Annotated in this window: 15 protein-coding genes and 1 tRNA gene; 12 read left to right on the forward strand and 4 right to left on the reverse strand. The window is 68.2% G+C overall.

The window, feature by feature from the left end; genetic code table 11:
* Window positions 1-90: 90 nt before the first annotated feature.
* The gene (gene polA / locus AB0J04_RS41195; RefSeq protein ID WP_363173825.1) at window positions 91-2,817 is read right to left on the reverse strand and encodes a DNA polymerase I; all 2,727 of its coding nucleotides are present in this window, start codon (window positions 2,815-2,817) and stop codon (window positions 91-93) included.
* A gap of 213 nt (window positions 2,818-3,030) precedes the next feature.
* On the opposite strand from polA, the gene AB0J04_RS41200 reads away from it, so the two are divergent.
* The 9 genes from AB0J04_RS41200 (at window position 3,031) to AB0J04_RS41240 (ending at window position 13,012) form a co-directional block, all read left to right on the forward strand.
* Window positions 3,031-5,310, forward strand: coding sequence for an FdhF/YdeP family oxidoreductase (locus AB0J04_RS41200; protein ID WP_363173826.1), 2,280 nt, complete (start codon window positions 3,031-3,033; stop codon window positions 5,308-5,310).
* Window positions 5,311-5,359: 49 nt separating this feature from the next.
* Window positions 5,360-5,848 (forward strand): hotdog fold thioesterase, encoded by a 489-nt coding sequence (locus tag AB0J04_RS41205; protein WP_363173827.1) that lies wholly within the window; start codon window positions 5,360-5,362, stop codon window positions 5,846-5,848.
* A 74-nt stretch (window positions 5,849-5,922) separates the two neighbouring features.
* Window positions 5,923-6,345: a hypothetical protein gene (locus tag AB0J04_RS41210; RefSeq protein ID WP_363173828.1), complete on the forward strand. Its 423-nt coding sequence runs from the start codon at window positions 5,923-5,925 to the stop codon at window positions 6,343-6,345.
* Entirely contained in the window at window positions 6,342-7,007 is a 666-nt protein-coding gene (locus AB0J04_RS41215; RefSeq protein ID WP_363173829.1) for a Tat pathway signal sequence domain protein, read from the forward strand. Before AB0J04_RS41210 ends, AB0J04_RS41215 begins: the two co-directional genes overlap by 4 nt.
* 287 nt (window positions 7,008-7,294) lie before the next feature.
* On the forward strand, window positions 7,295-8,521 hold the full coding sequence (locus AB0J04_RS41220; RefSeq protein WP_363173830.1) for a branched-chain amino acid ABC transporter substrate-binding protein: 1,227 nt from the start codon (window positions 7,295-7,297) through the stop codon (window positions 8,519-8,521).
* A gap of 111 nt (window positions 8,522-8,632) precedes the next feature.
* Window positions 8,633-9,565: a branched-chain amino acid ABC transporter permease gene (locus tag AB0J04_RS41225; RefSeq protein WP_363173831.1), complete on the forward strand. Its 933-nt coding sequence runs from the start codon at window positions 8,633-8,635 to the stop codon at window positions 9,563-9,565.
* A gap of 5 nt (window positions 9,566-9,570) precedes the next feature.
* Complete coding sequence (locus AB0J04_RS41230; RefSeq protein WP_363173832.1) at window positions 9,571-11,394, forward strand: branched-chain amino acid ABC transporter permease; 1,824 nt, start codon at window positions 9,571-9,573, stop codon at window positions 11,392-11,394.
* 5 nt (window positions 11,395-11,399) lie between these two features.
* The gene (locus tag AB0J04_RS41235; protein ID WP_363173833.1) at window positions 11,400-12,299 is read left to right on the forward strand and encodes an ABC transporter ATP-binding protein; all 900 of its coding nucleotides are present in this window, start codon (window positions 11,400-11,402) and stop codon (window positions 12,297-12,299) included.
* Window positions 12,296-13,012: an ABC transporter ATP-binding protein gene (locus AB0J04_RS41240; protein ID WP_358807054.1), complete on the forward strand. Its 717-nt coding sequence runs from the start codon at window positions 12,296-12,298 to the stop codon at window positions 13,010-13,012. Before AB0J04_RS41235 ends, AB0J04_RS41240 begins: the two co-directional genes overlap by 4 nt.
* A 72-nt stretch (window positions 13,013-13,084) precedes the next feature.
* On the opposite strand, the gene AB0J04_RS41245 is transcribed toward AB0J04_RS41240, so the two are convergent.
* Complete coding sequence (locus tag AB0J04_RS41245) at window positions 13,085-13,741, reverse strand: response regulator (protein ID WP_351910914.1); 657 nt, start codon at window positions 13,739-13,741, stop codon at window positions 13,085-13,087.
* A gap of 101 nt (window positions 13,742-13,842) precedes the next feature.
* Between AB0J04_RS41245 and AB0J04_RS41250 the strand changes: the two genes are divergently transcribed.
* Window positions 13,843-13,916, forward strand: a tRNA-Leu gene (locus AB0J04_RS41250).
* Window positions 13,917-14,022: 106 nt separating this feature from the next.
* On the forward strand, window positions 14,023-14,781 hold the full coding sequence (locus AB0J04_RS41255; RefSeq protein WP_363173834.1) for a helix-turn-helix domain-containing protein: 759 nt from the start codon (window positions 14,023-14,025) through the stop codon (window positions 14,779-14,781).
* Between the two features lie 12 nt (window positions 14,782-14,793).
* Here the strand turns inward: AB0J04_RS41255 and pyk are convergent, their stop codons facing one another.
* Both pyk and AB0J04_RS41265 read right to left on the reverse strand, forming a co-directional pair.
* Window positions 14,794-16,230, reverse strand: coding sequence for a pyruvate kinase (gene pyk, locus AB0J04_RS41260; protein WP_363173835.1), 1,437 nt, complete (start codon window positions 16,228-16,230; stop codon window positions 14,794-14,796).
* A gap of 154 nt (window positions 16,231-16,384) precedes the next feature.
* Window positions 16,385-17,086: an SIMPL domain-containing protein gene (locus AB0J04_RS41265; RefSeq protein ID WP_363173836.1), complete on the reverse strand. Its 702-nt coding sequence runs from the start codon at window positions 17,084-17,086 to the stop codon at window positions 16,385-16,387.
* 149 nt (window positions 17,087-17,235) lie between these two features.
* Between AB0J04_RS41265 and AB0J04_RS41270 the strand changes: the two genes are divergently transcribed.
* Window positions 17,236-19,044, forward strand: coding sequence for a 5'-nucleotidase C-terminal domain-containing protein (locus AB0J04_RS41270; protein WP_363173837.1), 1,809 nt, complete (start codon window positions 17,236-17,238; stop codon window positions 19,042-19,044).
* The last annotated feature ends 90 nt before the right edge of the window (window positions 19,045-19,134 follow it).

Below are 19,134 nucleotides of genomic sequence, written 5' to 3' on the forward strand. Positions count from 1 at the left end.
AGTACGTCCAGTACGAGGACTTCCGGCCGGCACACCGAGAGCACGCACCGGACGCCGCTCCTTGACGGGCAAACGTTGCCTGCCGCGGCACTAGTGCGCCGCCGACTCCCAGTCCGGGCCCACGCCGACCGACACGTCCAGCGGGGCCTTGAGGTGGACGGCTGCGGGCATCTCGCGGCGCAGCAGTTCCTCCGTCTCCGCGCGCTCGCCGGGGGCGATCTCCAGGACGACTTCGTCGTGGACCTGGAGGAGCATGCGGGACTTGAGGTCCGCCTCGCGCAGTGCCGCGTCGACCTTCAGCATGGCGATCTTGACGATGTCCGCCGCCGTGCCCTGGATCGGCGCGTTCAGGGCCATCCGCTCGGCCGCCTCGCGGCGCTGGCGGTTGTCGCTGTTGAGGTCGGGCAGATAGCGGCGGCGGCCGAACAGGGTGGCCGTGTAGCCGGTGGCCCGCGCCTCGTCGACCGCCCGGCGCAGGTAGTCCCGTACGCCGCCGAAGCGCTCGAAGTAGGCGTCCATCAGGGCGCGGGCCTCGCCCGCGTCGATGTTGAGCTGCTGGGACAGGCCGAACGCCGACAGTCCGTAGGCCAGGCCGTAGGACATCGCCTTGATCTTGCGGCGCATCTCCGCGTCCACCGCGGAAGGCTCGACGCCGAACACCTGGGAGGCGGCCGTGGTGTGCAGGTCCTCCCCGGAGGTGAACGCCTCGATGAGGCCCTCGTCCTGCGACAGGTGGGCCATCACCCGCAGCTCGATCTGGCTGTAGTCGGCCGTCATCAGCGACTCGAAGCCCTCGCCGACGACGAAGCCGCGGCGGATCGCCCGGCCCTCGTCCGTGCGGACGGGGATGTTCTGCAGGTTCGGGTCCGTCGAGGACAGCCGGCCGGTCGCGGCGACCGTCTGGTTGAACGTGGTGTGGATACGGCCGTCGGAGGCGATCGTCTTGATCAGGCCCTCGACGGTGACGCGCAGCTTCGCCTGCTCGCGGTGGCGCAGCATGATCACCGGCAGCTCGTTGTCCGTCTGCCCGGCGAGCCAGGCCAACGCGTCGGCGTCGGTGGTGTAGCCGGTCTTGGTCTTCTTCGTCTTGGGCAGGCCCAGTTCACCGAAGAGGACCTCCTGGAGCTGCTTGGGCGAGCCCAGGTTGAACTCGTGCCCGGCCGCCGCGTGCGCCTCCTTCACGGCCTGCTGGACGGCGCCCGCGAACATCTGCTCCATGGCCTCCAGGTGGGCGCGGTCGGCGGCGATGCCGTGCCGCTCCAGGCGGGCCAGGAGGGCGGAGGTGGGCAGCTCCATGTCGCGCAGCAGATCGGTCGCGCCGACCTCCTCCAGCCGGCCGCGGAACGCCTCCCCGAGGTCGACGATCGTGCGGGCCTGCACCATCAGGGCCTCGGCCTCGGCGCCGTCGTCCGCGCCGAAGGCGAGCTGGCCGTCGGCCTGGGCGGCGGGCGCCAGCTCGCGACCCAGGTACTCCAGGGACAGCGCGTCCAGGTCGAAGGAGCGCCGGCCCGGCTTGACCAGGTAGGCGGCGAGCGCGGTGTCCATGAAGACGCCGGCGACGGACCAGCCGTGCTCGGCGAAGACGCGCATGGCGCCCTTGGCGTTGTGCAGGACCTTGGGGCGGTCCTCGGCGGCGAGCCAGGCCGCCCACGCGTTCTCGTCGCTCTCGTCCAGTTCCGTCGGGTCGAACCAGGCGGCAGCGCCCTGGGCCGCGGCGAGCGCGACCTCCGCGACCGAGCCGGCGCCCAGCGCCCAGGTGTCGACGGTGGCGACGCCGAGGGTGTCGGCGCCGTGCTCCGCGAGCCAGCCGGCCAGCTCGCCGGTGCCCAGCACCGTGCCGTCCACCTCCACCCCGCCGGAGACCACCGGGATCGCCTCGGCCTCCTCGCCGCCCGGGTCGACGGCGAGCAGCCGCTCGCGCAGCGAGGGGTTCCTGATCTCCAGGGTGTCCAGGACCATCGCGACGGCCGTGCGGTCGTACGGGGGGCGCTCCAGGTCGGTGACGGCCTTGGGCAGCTCGACGTCCTTGACCATCTCGGTGAGGCGGCGGTTGAGCTTGACGGCCTCCAGGTGGTCGCGCAGGTTCTGCCCGGCCTTGCCCTTGACCTCCTCGACGCGCTCGACCAACTCCGCGAACGAACCGAACTGGTTGATCCACTTCGCGGCCGTCTTCTCACCGACCCCGGGGATGCCCGGCAGGTTGTCGGACGGGTCGCCGCGCAGCGCCGCGAAGTCGGGGTACTGGGCGGGCGTCAACCCGTACTTCTCGACGACCTTCTCCGGGGTGAACCGGGTCAGCTCGGAGACGCCCTTCGTCGGATACAGCACCGTGGTGTGCTCGGACACCAGCTGGAAGGAATCCCGGTCGCCGGTGACGATCAGCACCTCGAAGCCCTCGGCCTCGGCCTGGGTGGCGAGCGTGGCGATGACGTCGTCGGCCTCGAAGCCGTCCACCGCGAACCGTGAGACGTGCATCGCGTCGAGCAGCTCGCCGATCAGCTCGACCTGCCCCTTGAACTCGTCCGGCGTCTTGGAACGGTTCGCCTTGTACTCGGTGAACTCCTCGGAGCGCCAGGTCTTGCGGGAGACGTCGAAGGCAACCGCGAAGTGCGTGGGCGATTCGTCGCGCAACGTGTTGGCCAGCATCGACGCGAAGCCGTAGATCGCGTTCGTCGGCTGGCCCGTCGCGGTGGTGAAGTTCTCCGCGGGCAGCGCGAAGAACGCGCGGTACGCCAGCGAGTGCCCGTCCATGAGCATCAGGCGCGGGCGGCTTGCGCCGGAGGGGGTGTCGGTCTTCTTCGCTGCTGTCTCTGCCACGCCCCCGATCCTGCCACGCCCCACTGACACTCGGCCCCGGCCACCGCGACCCACCCCGTCTGCCCGCACGCTCGGGGGCGGCCCGCGCACGCAATGCGCACGCAGGTGAGCAAGCCCACAGGAGATCGCTGTCGGCGCCACGTGCGAGGATCGGACAGGTACCGCATTCACCGCGGGAGGGTACTCACCGCAGGTCGAAAAGGAGAGCGTGCGATGGCAACGAAGCCGCCGAAAGCCGATCCGGTCCAGGACGCGCCGCAGGTCGCCGAGCCGAAGCACGCGGCCGCCGGGCTGCCGGCCGTCGGGCACTCCCTGCGGATCGCCCAGCAGCAGATGGGTGTGAAGCGCACCGCGCTGACGCTGCTGCGCGTCAACCAGAAGGACGGCTTCGACTGCCCGGGCTGCGCCTGGCCCGAGCCCGACCACCGGCATGCCGCGGAGTTCTGCGAGAACGGCGCGAAGGCGGTCGCCGAGGAGGCGACCCTGCGCCGGGTCACCCCCGAGTTCTTCGCCGCGCACCCCGTCGCCGACCTCGCCGGCCGCAGCGGCTACTGGCTGGGCCAGCAGGGCCGGCTCACGCATCCCATGTACCTCCCCGAGGGCGCGGAGCGCTACGAGCCGGTCACCTGGGAGCGCGCCTTCGACATCATCGCCGAGGAGACGGCGGCGTTCGCCTCTCCCGACGAGGCCGTCTTCTACACCTCGGGCCGCACCAGCAACGAGGCCGCGTTCCTCTACCAGCTCTTCGCGCGCGAGCTCGGCACGAACAACCTGCCGGACTGCTCCAACATGTGCCACGAGTCCTCCGGCTCGGCCCTGTCGGAGACCATCGGCATCGGCAAGGGCAGCGTCCTGCTCGAGGACCTCTACAAGGCCGACCTGATCATCGTCGCCGGGCAGAACCCGGGCACCAACCATCCGCGCATGCTCTCCGCGCTGGAGAAGGCCAAGGCCGGCGGCGCGAAGATCATCAGCGTCAACCCGCTGCCCGAGGCGGGCCTGGAGAAGTTCAAGAACCCGCAGACCCCGCAGGGCATGTTCAAGGGCGCCTCCCTCACCGACCTCTTCCTGCAGATCCGCATCGGCGGCGACCAGGCCCTCTTCCGCCTCCTCAACAAGCTCGTCCTGGAGACCGAGGGCGCGCTCGACGAGGCGTTCATCGGCGAACACACCCACGGCTTCGAGGAGTTCGCCGACGCGGCCCGCGCCGCCGACTGGGCGGAAACGCTCACCGCGACCGGCCTCACGCGCGCGGAGATCGAGGAAACCCTGCGCATGGTCCTCGCCTCGCAGCGCACCATCGTCTGCTGGGCCATGGGCCTCACCCAGCACAAGCACTCCGTGCCGACCATCCGCGAGGTCGTCAACTTCCTCCTCCTGCGCGGCAACATCGGCCGCCCGGGCGCCGGCGTCTGCCCCGTGCGCGGTCACTCCAACGTGCAGGGCGACCGCACCATGGGCATCTTCGAACGGCCCGCACCGGCCTTCCTGGACGCCCTGGAGAAGGAGTTCGGCTTCGCGCCCCCGCGCGAGCACGGCTTCGACGTCGTGCGCGCCATCCGCGCACTGCGCGACGGCGAGGCGAAGCTCTTCTTCGCCATGGGCGGCAACTTCGTGGCCGCCTCCCCCGACACCGACGTCACCGAGGCCGCCATGCGCCGCGCCCGGCTGACCGTGCACGTGTCGACCAAGCTCAACCGCAGCCACGTCGTCACGGGCGCGCGCGCCCTGATCCTGCCCACCCTCGGACGCACCGAGCGCGACCTCCAGGGCGGCGGCGAGCAGTTCGTGACCGTCGAGGACTCCATGGGCATGGTCCACGCCTCCCGCGGCCGGCTCGCGCCCGCGAGCGCCCACCTGCTGTCCGAGCCCGCCATCGTCTGCCGCCTCGCGCGGCGCGTGCTCGGCGAGGACAGCAAGGTGCCGTGGGAGGAGTTCGAGAAGGACTACGCGACGATCCGGGACCGCATCGCGCGGGTCATCCCCGGCTTCGAGGACTTCAACGCGCGCGTGGTCGAGCCGGGCGGCTTCACCCTCCCGCACGGCCCCCGCGACGAACGCCGCTTCCCCACCGCCACCGGCAAGGCCAACTTCACCGCCGCCCCGGTCGAGTACCCGGAGCTGCCCGAGGGCCGCCTGCTGCTGCAGACGCTGCGCTCGCACGACCAGTACAACACCACGATCTACGGCCTCGACGACCGCTACCGCGGCATCAAGAACGGCCGCCGGGTCGTCCTGGTCAACGCCGAGGACGCGCGCGCGTTCGGGCTCGCGGACGGCTCCTACGTGGACCTGGTGAGCGAGTGGAAGGACGGCGTGGAGCGGCGGGCGCCCGGCTTCCGCGTCGTCCTCTACCCGACCACCCGGGGCTGCGCGGCCGCGTACTACCCGGAGACGAACGTGCTGGTCCCGCTGGACGCCACCGCGGACACCAGCAACACCCCGGCCAGCAAGTCCGTCGTGGTCCGTCTGGAACAATCGTCCACCGACTGAGCGTTTGCTCAGTGACGCTGGACTGGATCGACGAACGGAGCCGGGCCCCATGGGCGAGCAGCAGCACGTGAAGTTCCCGCAGGAAGTCATCGACGAGTACGCCGCGCTCGGCGTCGACATCCTCGCCCTGTTCTCCGCCGGGCACCTCGGCAACCGCATGGGCGTGCAGATCGTCGAGGCCGCCGCGGACCGCGTCGTCGGCCATATGCCCGTCGAGGGCAACACCCAGCCCTACGGACTGCTGCACGGCGGCGCCTCCGCCGTCCTCGCCGAGACCCTCGGCTCGGTCGGCGCGATGCTGCACGGCGGCAGCTCCAAGATCGCCGTCGGCGTCGACCTGAACTGCACCCACCACCGCGGAGTCCGCTCCGGCCTCGTCACCGGCGTCGCCACCCCCGTGCACCAGGGGCGCTCCACGGCGACGTACGAGATCGTGATCAGCGACGAGGAGGGACGGCGCGTGTGCACCGCGCGGCTGACCTGTCTGCTGCGGGACGTGCGCGCCGGCGACGGGGCGAACCTCCCGCCGGCGAGCTGACAGACCCGGCGCCCCGAAAGGCCACGCGCGCGTGCCCGTTGCTCCACGGCGCCCCGGCGGCCTAGCGTCGGAGCATGACCACGCGACGGGCTCCAAGGGCGGGAGCGGCGGCACGGCTGCTCGGACCGGCGCTGCTGGCCGGGGCGTTGGCGACCGCGACCGGCTGCGGCGGCGCGTCCGCCGACAGCACCACCGCCCACACTCCCGACCCGCCCCCGTCTCCGTCCGCCACCCCGTCCTCTTCCGAGGAACTGTGCACGCGCATCGTCGCCCACTGGTCGCGCGAGGTCCTGGACGGCACGTCGTACGGGGACTACCAGTCGATGGGGCTGTCCAACGGGCAGTACGAGATCCTGCGGACCGTCGTGGACGCCGCGCGGGCCGCGAAGAAGACCCAAGGAGCCGACGCCGCGGACGAGTTGATCGACCGCGAGGCACGCGAGGGCTGCATCGACTGGTACCGCTCCGGCGGCCCCGGCGAAGGCCCCTGGCAGTGAGCGGCGTCGGCCCCGTGGAGCCCGGCGAGGGCACCCGCGCGTGGGACACCCCGCATGCGCCCGAGCCGCTCGACCCGCCCGAGCAGGACTTCCCGACTCGCTTCAGCCGCACCCTCGATCGCCTCACCCGCCTCTACGGCGCCCACCGCCGGGCCGCGCTCGCCGCCCTCGCCGCCGCGCTGCTCCTCTCCGGCGGCGGCTACCTGTACGCGACCCGGCCGCACGACGCCGAACGGCACGACGCCGAACCGCCCGCCCCCGCACCGCCGTTCCCGTCCCAGACGGTGGACGTGACCTACCTCGGCGAGATCGCCGTACCGCCCGGCACCCGCCCGCGCACCTTCGCCTTCGAAGTGCTGCTCGCCGTGGACTCCGGCCCGCCGGTCACCCTGACCCGCCTGACCCAGCCGTACACCGGGCTCACCCTGACCTCGGCCCCGCCTGCGCCGTTCAGCACCGAGAAGGGCGCCGCGCGCAAGATCGTCGTCACCATGCATGTGACGGAATGCGGGAAAGTGCCGCGGAACGTCGGACTCCCTTTCCTGGACGTAACTCTACGTAATGCGCGCGCAATACAGGACCACAGTTTCATCCTGGGCCCGCGCTACGCGCACGACCTCTCCGAAGCCCTGCAGGTCGCCTGCAGCAACGATTCCGGGTAATCACCAAAACGCCTGAGACACCTGAACCGGCCTGGGTTCATCCTGCACTTTCTCAACATGCGGACAGGGCGAATCGGCCTGAATTCAGCCGTTCCACCCACCACGTACCGCTCTGCATTACCTCGTGTCATAACAAGAGCGTCACAGCATGGGTCAGACCCTCCTCCCCGTAACCTCCACCCGCTTAGAGTCACGCCCAGTCACCGCGCGGCTGGAATACCCCTTCGGCCAGACGCTCGACTCGGCCTCTTCCAGGGGGGAGGGCCGCCCATGGAAAGGACTGGAACGTGCGTCAACGTTCGCTCATCGCCATCACCGCCGCGCTGTCCGCCGGAGCTCTCACCCTGACCGCCTGTGGTTCGCGCGACAGTGACGACAAGGGCACCGACAGCGGCGGCACCACCGTCACCATCGGCATCGACGCCCCGCTCACCGGCGACCTGTCCTCGCTCGGCCTCGGCATCAAGAACTCCGTCGACCTGGCGGTCAAGAACGCCAACAAGCAGAAGTACGTCGACGGCGTCACCTTCCAGGTCGTCGCCAAGGACGACCAGGCGCAGGCCTCCGCCGGCCAGCAGAACGCCACCGCCTTCGTCGCCGACAAGAACGTCCTCGGCGTGGTCGGCCCGCTTAACTCCTCCGTCGCCGAGTCGATGCAGAAGGTGTTCGACGACGCCAAGCTCGTCGAGGTCTCCCCCGCCAACACCGGCCCCTCCCTCACCCAAGGCGCCGACTGGCAGACCAAGAAGGTGCGCAGCTACAAGTCGTACTTCCGCACCGCGACCACGGACGCCATCCAGGGCCCGTTCGCCGCGCAGTACGTCTACAACGACGCGAAGAAGACGAAGGTCTTCGTCATCGACGACAAGAAGACCTACGGCGCCGGCCTCGCCGCCACCTTCACCGACGAGTTCAAGAAGCTCGGCGGCACCGTCGTCGGCACCCAGCACATCAACCCCGACAGCAAGGACTACTCCGCGGTCGCCACCGAGGTCAAGAACTCCGGCGCCGACGTCGTCTACTACGGCGGCGAGTTCCCCCAGGCCGGCCCGCTCAGCAAGCAGATCAAGGCCGCAGGCGCCAAGATCCCGCTCGTCGGCGGCGACGGCATCAAGGACGACAACTTCATCAAGCTGGCCGGGACCACCTCCACCGGCGACCTCGCCACCTCCGTCGGCGCCCCCGTCGAAGACCTCGACTCCGCCAAGACGTTCGTCGCCGACTACAAGGCAGCAGGCTACAAGGAGGACTACGCAGCATACGGCGGCTACTCCTACGACTCCGCCTGGGCCATCATCGAGGCCGTCAAGAAGGTCGTCGCCGACAACGACGGCAAACTCCCCGACGACGCCCGCGCCAAGGTCACCGCCGCCATGCAGAACGTCTCCTTCGACGGTGTGACCGGCAAGGTCTCCTTCGACGAATACGGTGACGCCACCAACAAGCAGCTCACTGTCTACGCAGTCGAAAACGGAGCCTTCAAGGCCGTCAAGTCCGGCACCTTCACCGGCTGACCCACACCCGCACCACAGCTGAGCCGCGCGGGGCGCTGTTCCACAGGCGCCCCGCGCGGACTCACATCCGGCCCCCCGTCGAAACATCCGAACCGTCTCGGAGGACATGCGGTGAACGAACTGCCGCAGCAGCTGGTCAACGGCCTGCTACTGGGATCCATGTACGGGCTAGTCGCCATCGGCTACACAATGGTCTATGGCATCGTCCAGCTCATCAACTTCGCCCACGGCGAGATCTTCATGACCGGAGCGTTCGGCGCTCTCACGGTCTATCTCTACATCCTGCCCGACGGCACATCCATGGCGATCGCCCTCCCCCTGATGCTCGTCGGAGCCGTCATGGTCTCCGTCATCATCGCCATAGGAGCGGAACGGTTCGCCTACCGCCCCCTCCGCAACGCACCACGCCTCGCCCCGCTCATCACCGCCATCGGCCTCTCCCTCGCCCTCCAGCAGGCCGTATGGGCCTGGTACCCCGAGGCCAAATCCGCCCGCGTCTTCCCACAGATCGACGGCGGCCCCTTCAACTTCGGCGACGTCACCATCCAGACCGGCGACGTCTTCCTGCTCGTCGCCGCCCCCATCAGCATGGGCATCCTGGCCTACTTCGTCATGAAGACCCGCACCGGCCGCGGCATGCAGGCCACCGCCCAGGACCCCGACACCGCCAAGCTGATGGGCGTCAACACCGACCGCATCATCGTGATCGCCTTCGCCCTCGGCGCCACCTTCGCCGCTGTCGGCGGCGTCGCCTACGGCCTCAAGTACGGCCAGATCACCTTCACCATGGGCTTCATCCTCGGTCTCAAGGCCTTCACCGCAGCCGTCCTCGGTGGCATCGGCAACATCTACGGAGCCATGATCGGCGGCGTCGTCCTCGGCATCGCCGAAACCCTCGCCACCGCCTACATCGCCGACATCCCCGGCATGGACAAGTTCGGCAGCCAATCCTGGGCCGACGTCTGGGCCTTCGTACTCCTCATCCTCGTGCTCCTCCTGCGGCCCCAGGGCCTGCTCGGCGAGCGCGTCGCTGACAGGGCGTGACACCGATGACGACACAGACCACCACACCCGAAGCGCTCGCCAAGACCGCTTCCCCCCACACCGGCCTCATCGGCATCCCGGAGAACGTCGGCCGCGCCCTCGCCACCGGCGGCGCCGTCCTCACCATCATCTCCACCTTCCTCGCCTGGACCTGGACCTCCGCCTTCCCCGGCGACCTCACCGTCTACGGCTACCCCGGCGGCCTCCAGATCCTCGTCCTCATCGGCGGCGCCCTCACCACCCTCTTCGCCCTCGCCTCCTACGGCGTCAAGGGCCTCGGCTGGCTCATCCCCGCAGGCAGCGACGGCGCCATCAAGTTCGCCGCCCTCGCCACCTTCGCCACCAGCTGGTACACGGTCATCGCGATCAGCGCCGACCTCGGCGGCGTCGTCAACCTCGAAATCGGCGGCTACCTCGTCGCCATAGGCAGCCTCGCCGCCTTCCTCGGCGCCCTCGCCCTGCCCTTCGAGCACCCCGCGCCCGACCCCGTCGACCCCGACGACACGTCGTGGGAACACACCAAGCACAACGCCGCCCACCAGTGGGCCACCGTCAAGGCCGCCTTCGGCTCCGGCACCGCCCGCCCCGTCGGCAAGCTCCCCGCCTACGCGGAAATCCTCATCATCGTCGCCGTCCTCGCCCTCGCCCTCACCGTCTTCACCTACGGCATCGGCACCGAGTACGACGAACTGTTCATCGGCTTCCTCATCACCGCCGGCTTCGGCTTCGCCGCCCTCAACAACTCCGGCCTCGTCACCCAAGCCAGCCAGATCACCGCCCGGCACCAGAACATCACCATCTGCGGCGCCTTCGTCGCCGCAGCCCTCTTCCCCTTCACCCAGACCGACGACCAGTACGCGACCGTCGGCGTCTACATCCTCATCTTCGCCACCGTCGCCCTGGGCCTGAACATCGTCGTCGGCCTCGCCGGCCTCCTCGACCTCGGCTACGTCGCCTTCCTCGGCGTCGGCGCCTACGCCGCAGCCATGGTCTCCGGCTCCCCCAGCTCCCCCTTCGACGTGCACTTCCCCTTCTGGGCAGCCGCACTCGTCGGCGCCGGCGCCTCCCTCGTCTTCGGCGTCCTCATCGGCGCCCCGACCCTGCGACTGCGCGGCGACTACCTCGCCATCGTCACCCTCGGTTTCGGAGAGATCTTCCGCATCACCGCCAACAACCTCGACGGCACCTCCGGTCCCGACATCACCAACGGCTCCAACGGCATCGCCTCCATCCCGAACCTCAACATCCTCGGATTCGACTTCGGCGCCGTCCACGACATCGCCGGATACAGCATCGGCCGCTTCGCCAACTACTTCTTCCTGATGCTGATCATCACCGCCGTCGTCGTGCTCGTCTTCCGCCGCAGCGGCGACTCCCGCATCGGCCGCGCCTGGGTCGCCATCCGCGAAGACGAGACCGCCGCCCTCGCGATGGGCATCAACGGCTTCCGCGTCAAGCTCATCGCCTTCGCCGTCGGCGCCTCCCTCGCCGGCCTCGCCGGTACCGTCCAGGCCCACGTGACCTACACCGTCACCCCCGAGCAGTACGTCTTCGCCGGCGCCATCCCGCCCAACTCCGCCTTCCTGCTCGCCGCAGTCGTCCTCGGCGGCATGGGCACCATCGGCGGCCCCCTCATCGGCGCCTCCCTGCTCTTCCTCATCCCCAACAAGCTCCAGTTCCTCGGCGACTACCAGCTCTTCGCCTTCGGCCTCGCGCTCATCCTGCTGATGCGCTTCCGCCCTGAGGGACTCATCCCCAACCGGCGCCGCCAGCTCGAGTTCCACGAGGAGGCGGAAGCACCCACCGTCCTCACGAAGGCAGGGGCCTGACCACCATGACCATCACCGACACCACCACCAAGCCCGCCCCTGTCGGCGAAACAGTGCTCGACGCCCGCGGCGTCACCATGCGATTCGGCGGCCTCACCGCCGTCCGCAACGTCGACCTCACCGTCAACAGCGGCGAGATCGTCGGCCTCATCGGCCCCAACGGCGCCGGCAAGACCACCTTCTTCAACTGCCTCACCGGCCTCTACATCCCCACCGAGGGAGAGGTCCGCTTCAAGGGCAACGTCCTGCCGCCCCAGTCCTTCAAGGTCACCGCCGCCGGCATCGCCCGCACCTTCCAGAACATCCGCCTCTTCGCCAACATGACGGTCCTCGAAAACGCGCTCGTGGGCCGCCACACCCGGACGAAGGAAGGCTTCTGGTCCGCCGTCCTGCGCCTCCCCGCCTTCCACAAGGCAGAGGCAGCCTCCCGCGAACGCGCCATGGAACTCCTCGAGTTCGTCGGACTGGAGAAAAAGGCCGACCACCTGGCCCGCAACCTCCCCTACGGCGAACAGCGCAAGCTCGAGATCGCCCGCGCACTGGCGAGCGAGCCGGGCCTCCTCCTCCTCGACGAGCCGACGGCCGGCATGAACCCCCAGGAGACCCGCGCGACCGAAGAACTCGTCTTCGCCATCCGCGACCAGGGCATCGCCGTCCTCGTCATCGAGCACGACATGCGCTTCATCTTCAACCTCTGCGACCGCGTCGCCGTCCTCGTCCAAGGCGAAAAACTCGTCGAAGGCGACAGCGCCACCGTCCAGGGCGACGAACGCGTCGTCGCCGCCTACCTCGGCGAACCCTTCGAAAACGCCCCTGGCGGCGAAGAGATCGCCGAAGTCGAGGCCGCCGAGGCGAAGGCCGAGACCCCGACGGACGCCGCGCCCGGCAAGGAGAACGACCGATGACCGCACTGCTCGAAGTCGAAGACCTCCGAGTCGCCTACGGCAAGATCGAAGCCGTCAAAGGCATCTCGTTCAAGGTCGAGGCCGGAGAAGTCGTCACCCTCATCGGCACCAACGGCGCCGGCAAGACGACCACCCTGCGCACCCTGTCCGGGCTCCTCAAGCCCGTCGGCGGCCAGATCAAGTTCAACGGCAAATCGCTGAAGAAGATCCCCGCCCACAACATCGTCTCCCAGGGACTCGCCCACTCCCCCGAGGGGCGGCACATCTTCCCCCGCATGACCATCGAGGACAACCTCCGCCTCGGTGCCTTCCTCCGCAGCGACAAGGCAGGCATCGAAAAGGACATCCAGCGCGCCTACGACCTCTTCCCCATCCTCGGAGAGCGCCGCAAGCAGGCCGCCGGCACCCTCTCCGGCGGCGAACAGCAGATGCTCGCCATGGGCCGCGCGCTCATGTCCCAGCCCAAGCTGCTGATGCTGGACGAACCCTCCATGGGCCTCTCCCCCATCATGATGCAGAAGATCATGGCGACCATCGCCGAGCTGAAGTCCCAGGGCATGACCATCCTGCTCATCGAGCAGAACGCCCAGGCCGCCCTCTCGCTCGCCGACCACGGCCACGTCATGGAGGTCGGCAACATCGTCCTCTCCGGCACCGGCCAGGACCTCCTGCACGACGAGTCCGTCCGCAAGGCGTACCTCGGCGAGGACTGAACCCTCCCCTCGCCTACGACGAGGCCCGCGCCCCTTCTCCGGGCGCGGGCCTCGTCGTGTGTCCGTCTGGGCTCAGCCCTTGGACGACTTCTTCTCGTCAGCGTCCTGAATGACCGCCTCCGCGACCTGCTGCATCGACATCCGGCGATCCATGGAGGTCTTCTGGATCCACCGGAAGGCCGCAGGCTCCGTCAGCCCGTACTCCGTCTGAAGGATCGACTTCGCCCGGTCCACCAGCTTGCGCGTCTCCAACCGCAGCGTCAGATCCGCGACCTCGTTCTCCAGCTCCCGCAGCTCCGTGAAGCGCGAGACGGCCATCTCGATCGCCGGCACGACGTCACTCTTGCTGAACGGCTTCACCAGATACGCCATCGCACCGGCGTCGCGGGCGCGCTCGACGAGGTCGCGCTGCGAGAAGGCGGTGAGCATCAGGACGGGCGCGATGCGCTCCTCGGCGATCTTCTCGGCGGCCGAGATGCCGTCCAGCTTGGGCATCTTCACATCGAGGATGACGAGGTCGGGCTTGTGCTCACGGGCGAGCTCGACGGCCTGCTCACCGTCACCGGCCTCGCCGACGACGCTGTAGCCCTCTTCCTCCAGCATCTCTTTGAGGTCGAGCCGGATCAGGGCCTCGTCCTCGGCGATGACGACACGGGTCGTCAGCGGAGGCACGTGCGACTTGTCGTCATCGGGCGCGTCCACGGGCTGGGGCGACTCGGGGGCGGTCACGGGGGCTCCTCGTTCAGGGCACAGGGGTACTGCTGACAAGAGCCTACCTATCTCCTGTATGTTTGAGGCACCGAGGGGTTACGCTAACCTTCGGTTCGAAGGCTCCGGTAGTCCAATCGGCAGAGACGATACCCTCAAAAGGTATTCAGTGTGGGTTCGAGTCCCACCCGGGGCACTCAACCTTCGATTCGAAGGTCGCCAATCAAAAGCGGATGTTCCCGTTCTCGTGAACATCCGCTTTTTGCTGCGTGTCGTCGCGATCACGCTCACAGAGTGGGCGCATGTACGACGTCAGCACACGCAAGCGAGCAATCGCGCTGGTTGCACAGGGCCGCAGCCTGAACTCCGTAAGCCGGGAGACAGGCATCTCGCGCGCCGCAATTCGCTCCTGGCAGGACCGACTTGAACCGCTGCCTCGAATGGCAGCCCCGCTTCCTGACCCGCCGAGCGACCGAGTCGCCTACTCGTACCTACTCGGCCTCTATCTGGGTGACGGATGCATCAGCGCCCACCCACGCGGCACCGGCCACTACCTCCGCATCGCGTGTGCGGATGCCTGGCCGGGCCTGATCGACGCCTGCGAGGCCGCCCTCCGCGCCATCAGTCCCGCACACACCACGCACCGCGTCCAGGCAGTGGGCTACGTATCAGTAGTGGGCTACTACGCGCATTGGCCCCACTTGTTCCCACAGCATGGCCCCGGCAAGAAACACGAGCGGCGGATCGCCCTGGAACCCTGGCAGCAGGCCATCGTCCACGAACATCCCTGGGAGTTCATCCGCGGCCTCATCCACTCCGACGGATGCCGCATCACCAACTGGACCGAGAGGACCGTCGGCGGGGAACGCAAGCGCTACGAATACCCGCGTTACTTCTTCGCCAACAAGTCGGACGACATCCGGAGGCTCTTCACCGACACCCTCGACAAGGTCGGCGTCGAGTGGACCACTCTCGCTCGCGGAAGCGACCCGTTCAACGTCTCCATCGCCCGCAAAGCCTCCGTCGCCCTACTCGACGCCCACGTAGGCCCCAAGCACTGACCCGCCCAGTCCCTACTTGGGACTGTCGTCCTCCCCGATGTGGTGCACGCGCACCAGGTTCGTCGAGCCCGATACGCCCGGCGGCGAACCGGCCGTGATCACCACCACATCCCCCTTCTGGCACCGCCCGTACTGCAACAGCAGTTCGTCGACCTGGTCGACCATCGCGTCCGTGGAGTTCACCTGCGGGCCGAGGAACGTCTCCACGCCCCACGTCAGGTTCAGCTGGGAGCGGGTCGCCGGTTCCGGGGTGAAGGCGAGGAGGGGGATCGGGGAGCGGTAGCGGGAGAGGCGGCGGACGGTGTCGCCGCTCTGGGTGAAGGCGACCAGGAACTTCGCGCCGAGGAAGTCTCCGATCTCCGCCGCCGCCCGGGCGACCGCGCCGGCCTGGGTTCGGGGCTTGTTGCTTTCGGTCAGGGGCGGGAGGCCCTTCGCGAGGATGTCTTCCTCCGCCGCTTCGACGATTTTCGCCATCGTGCGGACCGTTTGGATCGCGTACTTGCCGACGCTGGTCTCGCCGGAGAGCATCACCGCGTCGGTGCCGTCGATGACCGCGTTGGCGACGTCCGAGGCTTCGGCGCGGGTCGGGCGGGAGTTCTCGATCATGGAGTCGAGCATCTGGGTGGCGACGATGACGGGCTTGGCGTTGCGCTTCGCCAGTTTGATGGCCCTCTTCTGGACGATGGGGACCTGTTCGAGGGGCATCTCGACGCCGAGGTCGCCGCGGGCGACCATGATGCCGTCGAAGGCGGCGACGATGTCGTCGATGTTCTCGACGGCCTGGGGCTTCTCGACCTTGGCGATGACGGGGAGGCGGCGGCCTTCCTCGTCCATGATGCGGTGGACGTCGAGGATGTCGCGGCCGCTGCGGACGAAGGAGAGGGCGATGACGTCGAAGCCGGTGCGGAGCGCCCAGCGGAGGTCTTCTTCGTCTTTCTTGGAGAGGGCGGGGACGGAGACGGCGACGCCGGGGAGGTTGAGGCCCTTGTGGTCGGAGACCATGCCTCCTTCGATCACTCGGGTGTGTACGTGGGGGCCGTCGACGGCGGTCACTTCGAGGCAGACTTTGCCGTCGTCGACGAGGATGCGTTCGCCCTGGGTGACGTCGTCGGCGAGGCCGGCGTAGGTGGTGCCGCAGCGCTTGCCGTCGCCTGCGACGCCCTCCTCCACGGTGATGGTGAAGGTGTCGCCGCGTTCAAGGAGTACGGGGCCTTCGGCGAAGTGGCCGAGGCGGATCTTCGGGCCTTGAAGGTCGGCGAGGAGGCCGACGCTGTGGCCGGTTTCGTCGGAGGCCTTGCGGACGCGGTGGTAGCGCTCCTCGTGTTCGGCGTGGCTGCCGTGGCTGAGGTTGAAGCGGGCGACGTCCATTCCGGCGTCGACCAGGTCTTTGATCTGGTCGTATGTGTCGGTGGCGGGGCCCAGGGTGCAGACGATTTTTGCTCGGCGCATGTTTCGAGCTTATTACTTACCGGCGGGTAGGGAATTGGTGGCACATGGCTGCTCAACAACCTTTGCGTGAAGGGTTGTTGACAACTCATAAAGTGTGCGGGCTGCCGCTCGAATGAGCGTCGGCTTTGCGGGGCTGCTTTCGCGGGGCTGCTTTTCAGAGGGTCGGCGGATTCATTGTGAACCGGGCGCTCACCTCGGCGCGGACGTGGATGCGTTGTGGTTCGAGGTCGAGGGGTTCGGGGGCTGCTGATTCCGCTTCGGCGGCGGCCATGGAGAAGCGGACGGCGCGGCGGTCGAAGGCGGAGCGGGGGCGTGGGCCGGTGGTGCCGGTGTCGGCGAGTTCGAGGAGTGCGGCGACGGTGGTGTCGAGGGCTTCGGCGTATTCGTCGGCGCGTTGGACGGCTTCGCGTACGGCTTGTTGGCGGGCTTGGCGGTGGACGGGTGAGGTGGGGCGGAGTTCCCAGGTGGGGCCGTCGATTCTGGTGAGGTCGAGGTCGGCGAGGCGGGTGGTGAGTTCGCCGAGGGTGGTGAAGTCGTTGAGTTCGGCGGTGAGGTGGATGGCGCCGTGGTGGGTGCGGACGCGTTCGCCTCGTCCTCGGTGGGTGAGTTCGGGGGTGATGGAGACGGCGCCGGTGGCGAGGTTCTCGATGGCGTCGCCGTAGGACTTGATGAGGTCGAGGACGGTTGTGTTGCGGCGGGTGAGGTCGTCGAGGGTGGTGCGGCGGTCGCGGCCGCGGGCGGTGACGGTGATGCCGATGCGGGCGATCTCGGGGTCGACTTCGAGTTCGGCCTCGCCGCGGACTGTGAGGAGGGGGGTGTCGGGGGTGCCGTGCGGGGGGTTCTGCGGGGAGGTCATACGTCCTAGGTTGTCATGGCTTTGGCGTGTGGCGGGGGTGGGTCGACCGTTCTGGTCATCAGATCGAAACCTCCAGGATCTGTTGCCGTCGGTCATGGCCGGGTCAGAATCTACGCGCGTCGTTGACCTTTCCCCTAGGAGCCTGAGACATGCCGTTGAATCGCCGGAAGTTCCTGAAGAAGTCCGCTGTGACCGGGGCGGGGGTGGCGATCGCGGGTGCTGCCGCGGCTCCGGCGCAGGCAGCCGCGAAGAAGCCGGGCAAGCCGGTCAAGCAGCCGAAGCGGTACGCGCTGACGGTGTTGGGGACGACGGACCTGCACGGGCATGTCTTCAACTGGGACTACTTCAAGGACGCGGAGTACCAGGACGCGGCGGGCAATGCGCAGGGTCTGGCGCGGATCTCGACGCTGGTGAACCAGATCCGTGCGGAGAAGGGGCGCGAGAACACGCTGCTGCTGGACGCGGGTGACACGATCCAGGGCACTCCGCTGACGTATTACTACGCGAAGGTGGACCCGATCACCGCCAAGGGCGGTCCGGTGCATCCGATGGCGCAGGCTATGAACGCGATCGGGTACGACGCGGCGGCGCTGGGCAATCACGAGTTCAACTACGGCATCGAGACGTTGCGGAAGTTCGAGTCGCAGTTGCGTTTTCCGTTGTTGGGTGCGAATGCGGTGGATGCGAAGACGTTGAAGCCGGCGTTTCCGCCTTATGTCGTCAAGACGTTCTGTGTGAAGGGTGCGCCGCCGGTGAAGGTGGCGGTGCTGGGGCTGACCAATCCGGGTATCGCGATCTGGGACAAGGCGTATGTGCAGGGCAAGCTGGCGTTTCCGGGGCTGGAGGAGCAGGCGGCGAAGTGGGTGCCGAAGCTGAGATCGCTGGGTGCGGATGTGGTGATCGTGTCGGCGCATTCGGGTTCGTCGGGGACGTCGTCGTACGGTGATCAGTTGCCGTATGTGGAGAATTCGGCGGCGTTGGTGGCGCAGCAGGTGCCGGGGATCGACGCGATTTTGGTGGGGCATGCGCATGTGGAGATTCCGGAGCTGAAGGTCACGAACGCGAAGACCGGTAAGACGGTCGTGCTGTCGGAGCCGTTGGCTTATGCGGAGCGGCTGTCGGTGTTCGATGTCGAGCTGGTGTTCGAGAAGGGGCGGTGGGCGGTCGAGTCCGTCGCTTCGAAGGTGCTGAACTCGAACACGGTCGCCGACGACCCGAAGATCACGAAGCTGCTGGGTGACGAGCATGCGAAGGTCGTGGCGTACGTCAACCAGGTGGTCGGTTCGGCGACGGAGACGTTGACGACGGTGGACGCGCGGTACAAGGACGCGCCGATCATCGATCTGATCACGAAGGTGCAGGAGGACGTCGTCAAGGCGGCTCTGGCGGGTACGTCGTATGCGTCGTTGCCGGTGATCGCGCAGGCTTCGCCGTTCTCGCGGACGTCGGAGATTCCGGCCGGCGAGGTGACGATCCGGGATCTGTCGAGCCTGTATGTGTACGACAACACGTTGGTGGCGAAGTTGCTGACGGGTGCGCAGGTGCGGGCGTACCTGGAGTTCTCGGCGCAGTACTTCGTGCAGACGGCGGCGGACGCGGTGGTCGACACGGCGAAGCTGACGAATGCGGCGGGGCGTCCGGACTACAACTACGACTATGTGTCGGGTCTGGCGTACGAGATCGACATCGCGCAGGCGGCGGGTTCGCGGATCAAGAATCTGACGTACAACGGTGTGGCTCTGGATGACGCTCAGCAGTTCGTGTTCGCGGTGAACAACTATCGGGCGAACGGCGGTGGCGCGTTCCCGTATGTGGCGGCGGCGCAGGAGCTGTGGGCGGAGTCGACGGAGATCCGTACGCGGATTTCGGAGTGGGTGACGGCGAAGGGTGTGTTGGACCCGAAGGACTTCGCGTCGGTGGACTGGAAGTTGACGCGTGACGGTACGCCGGTGTTCTAGGCCCGGACTTCGCAGGTCACTCGTTCGTGACTGCCGAAACCATGATCGACGACCGGGTCCGACTGGGGCTGACCGAAACCCGGGCACCGT

It is taken from the genome of Streptomyces sp. NPDC050263, from assembly GCF_040655955.1.
In the GTDB taxonomy this organism is placed as follows: Bacteria; Actinomycetota; Actinomycetes; order Streptomycetales; family Streptomycetaceae; genus Streptomyces.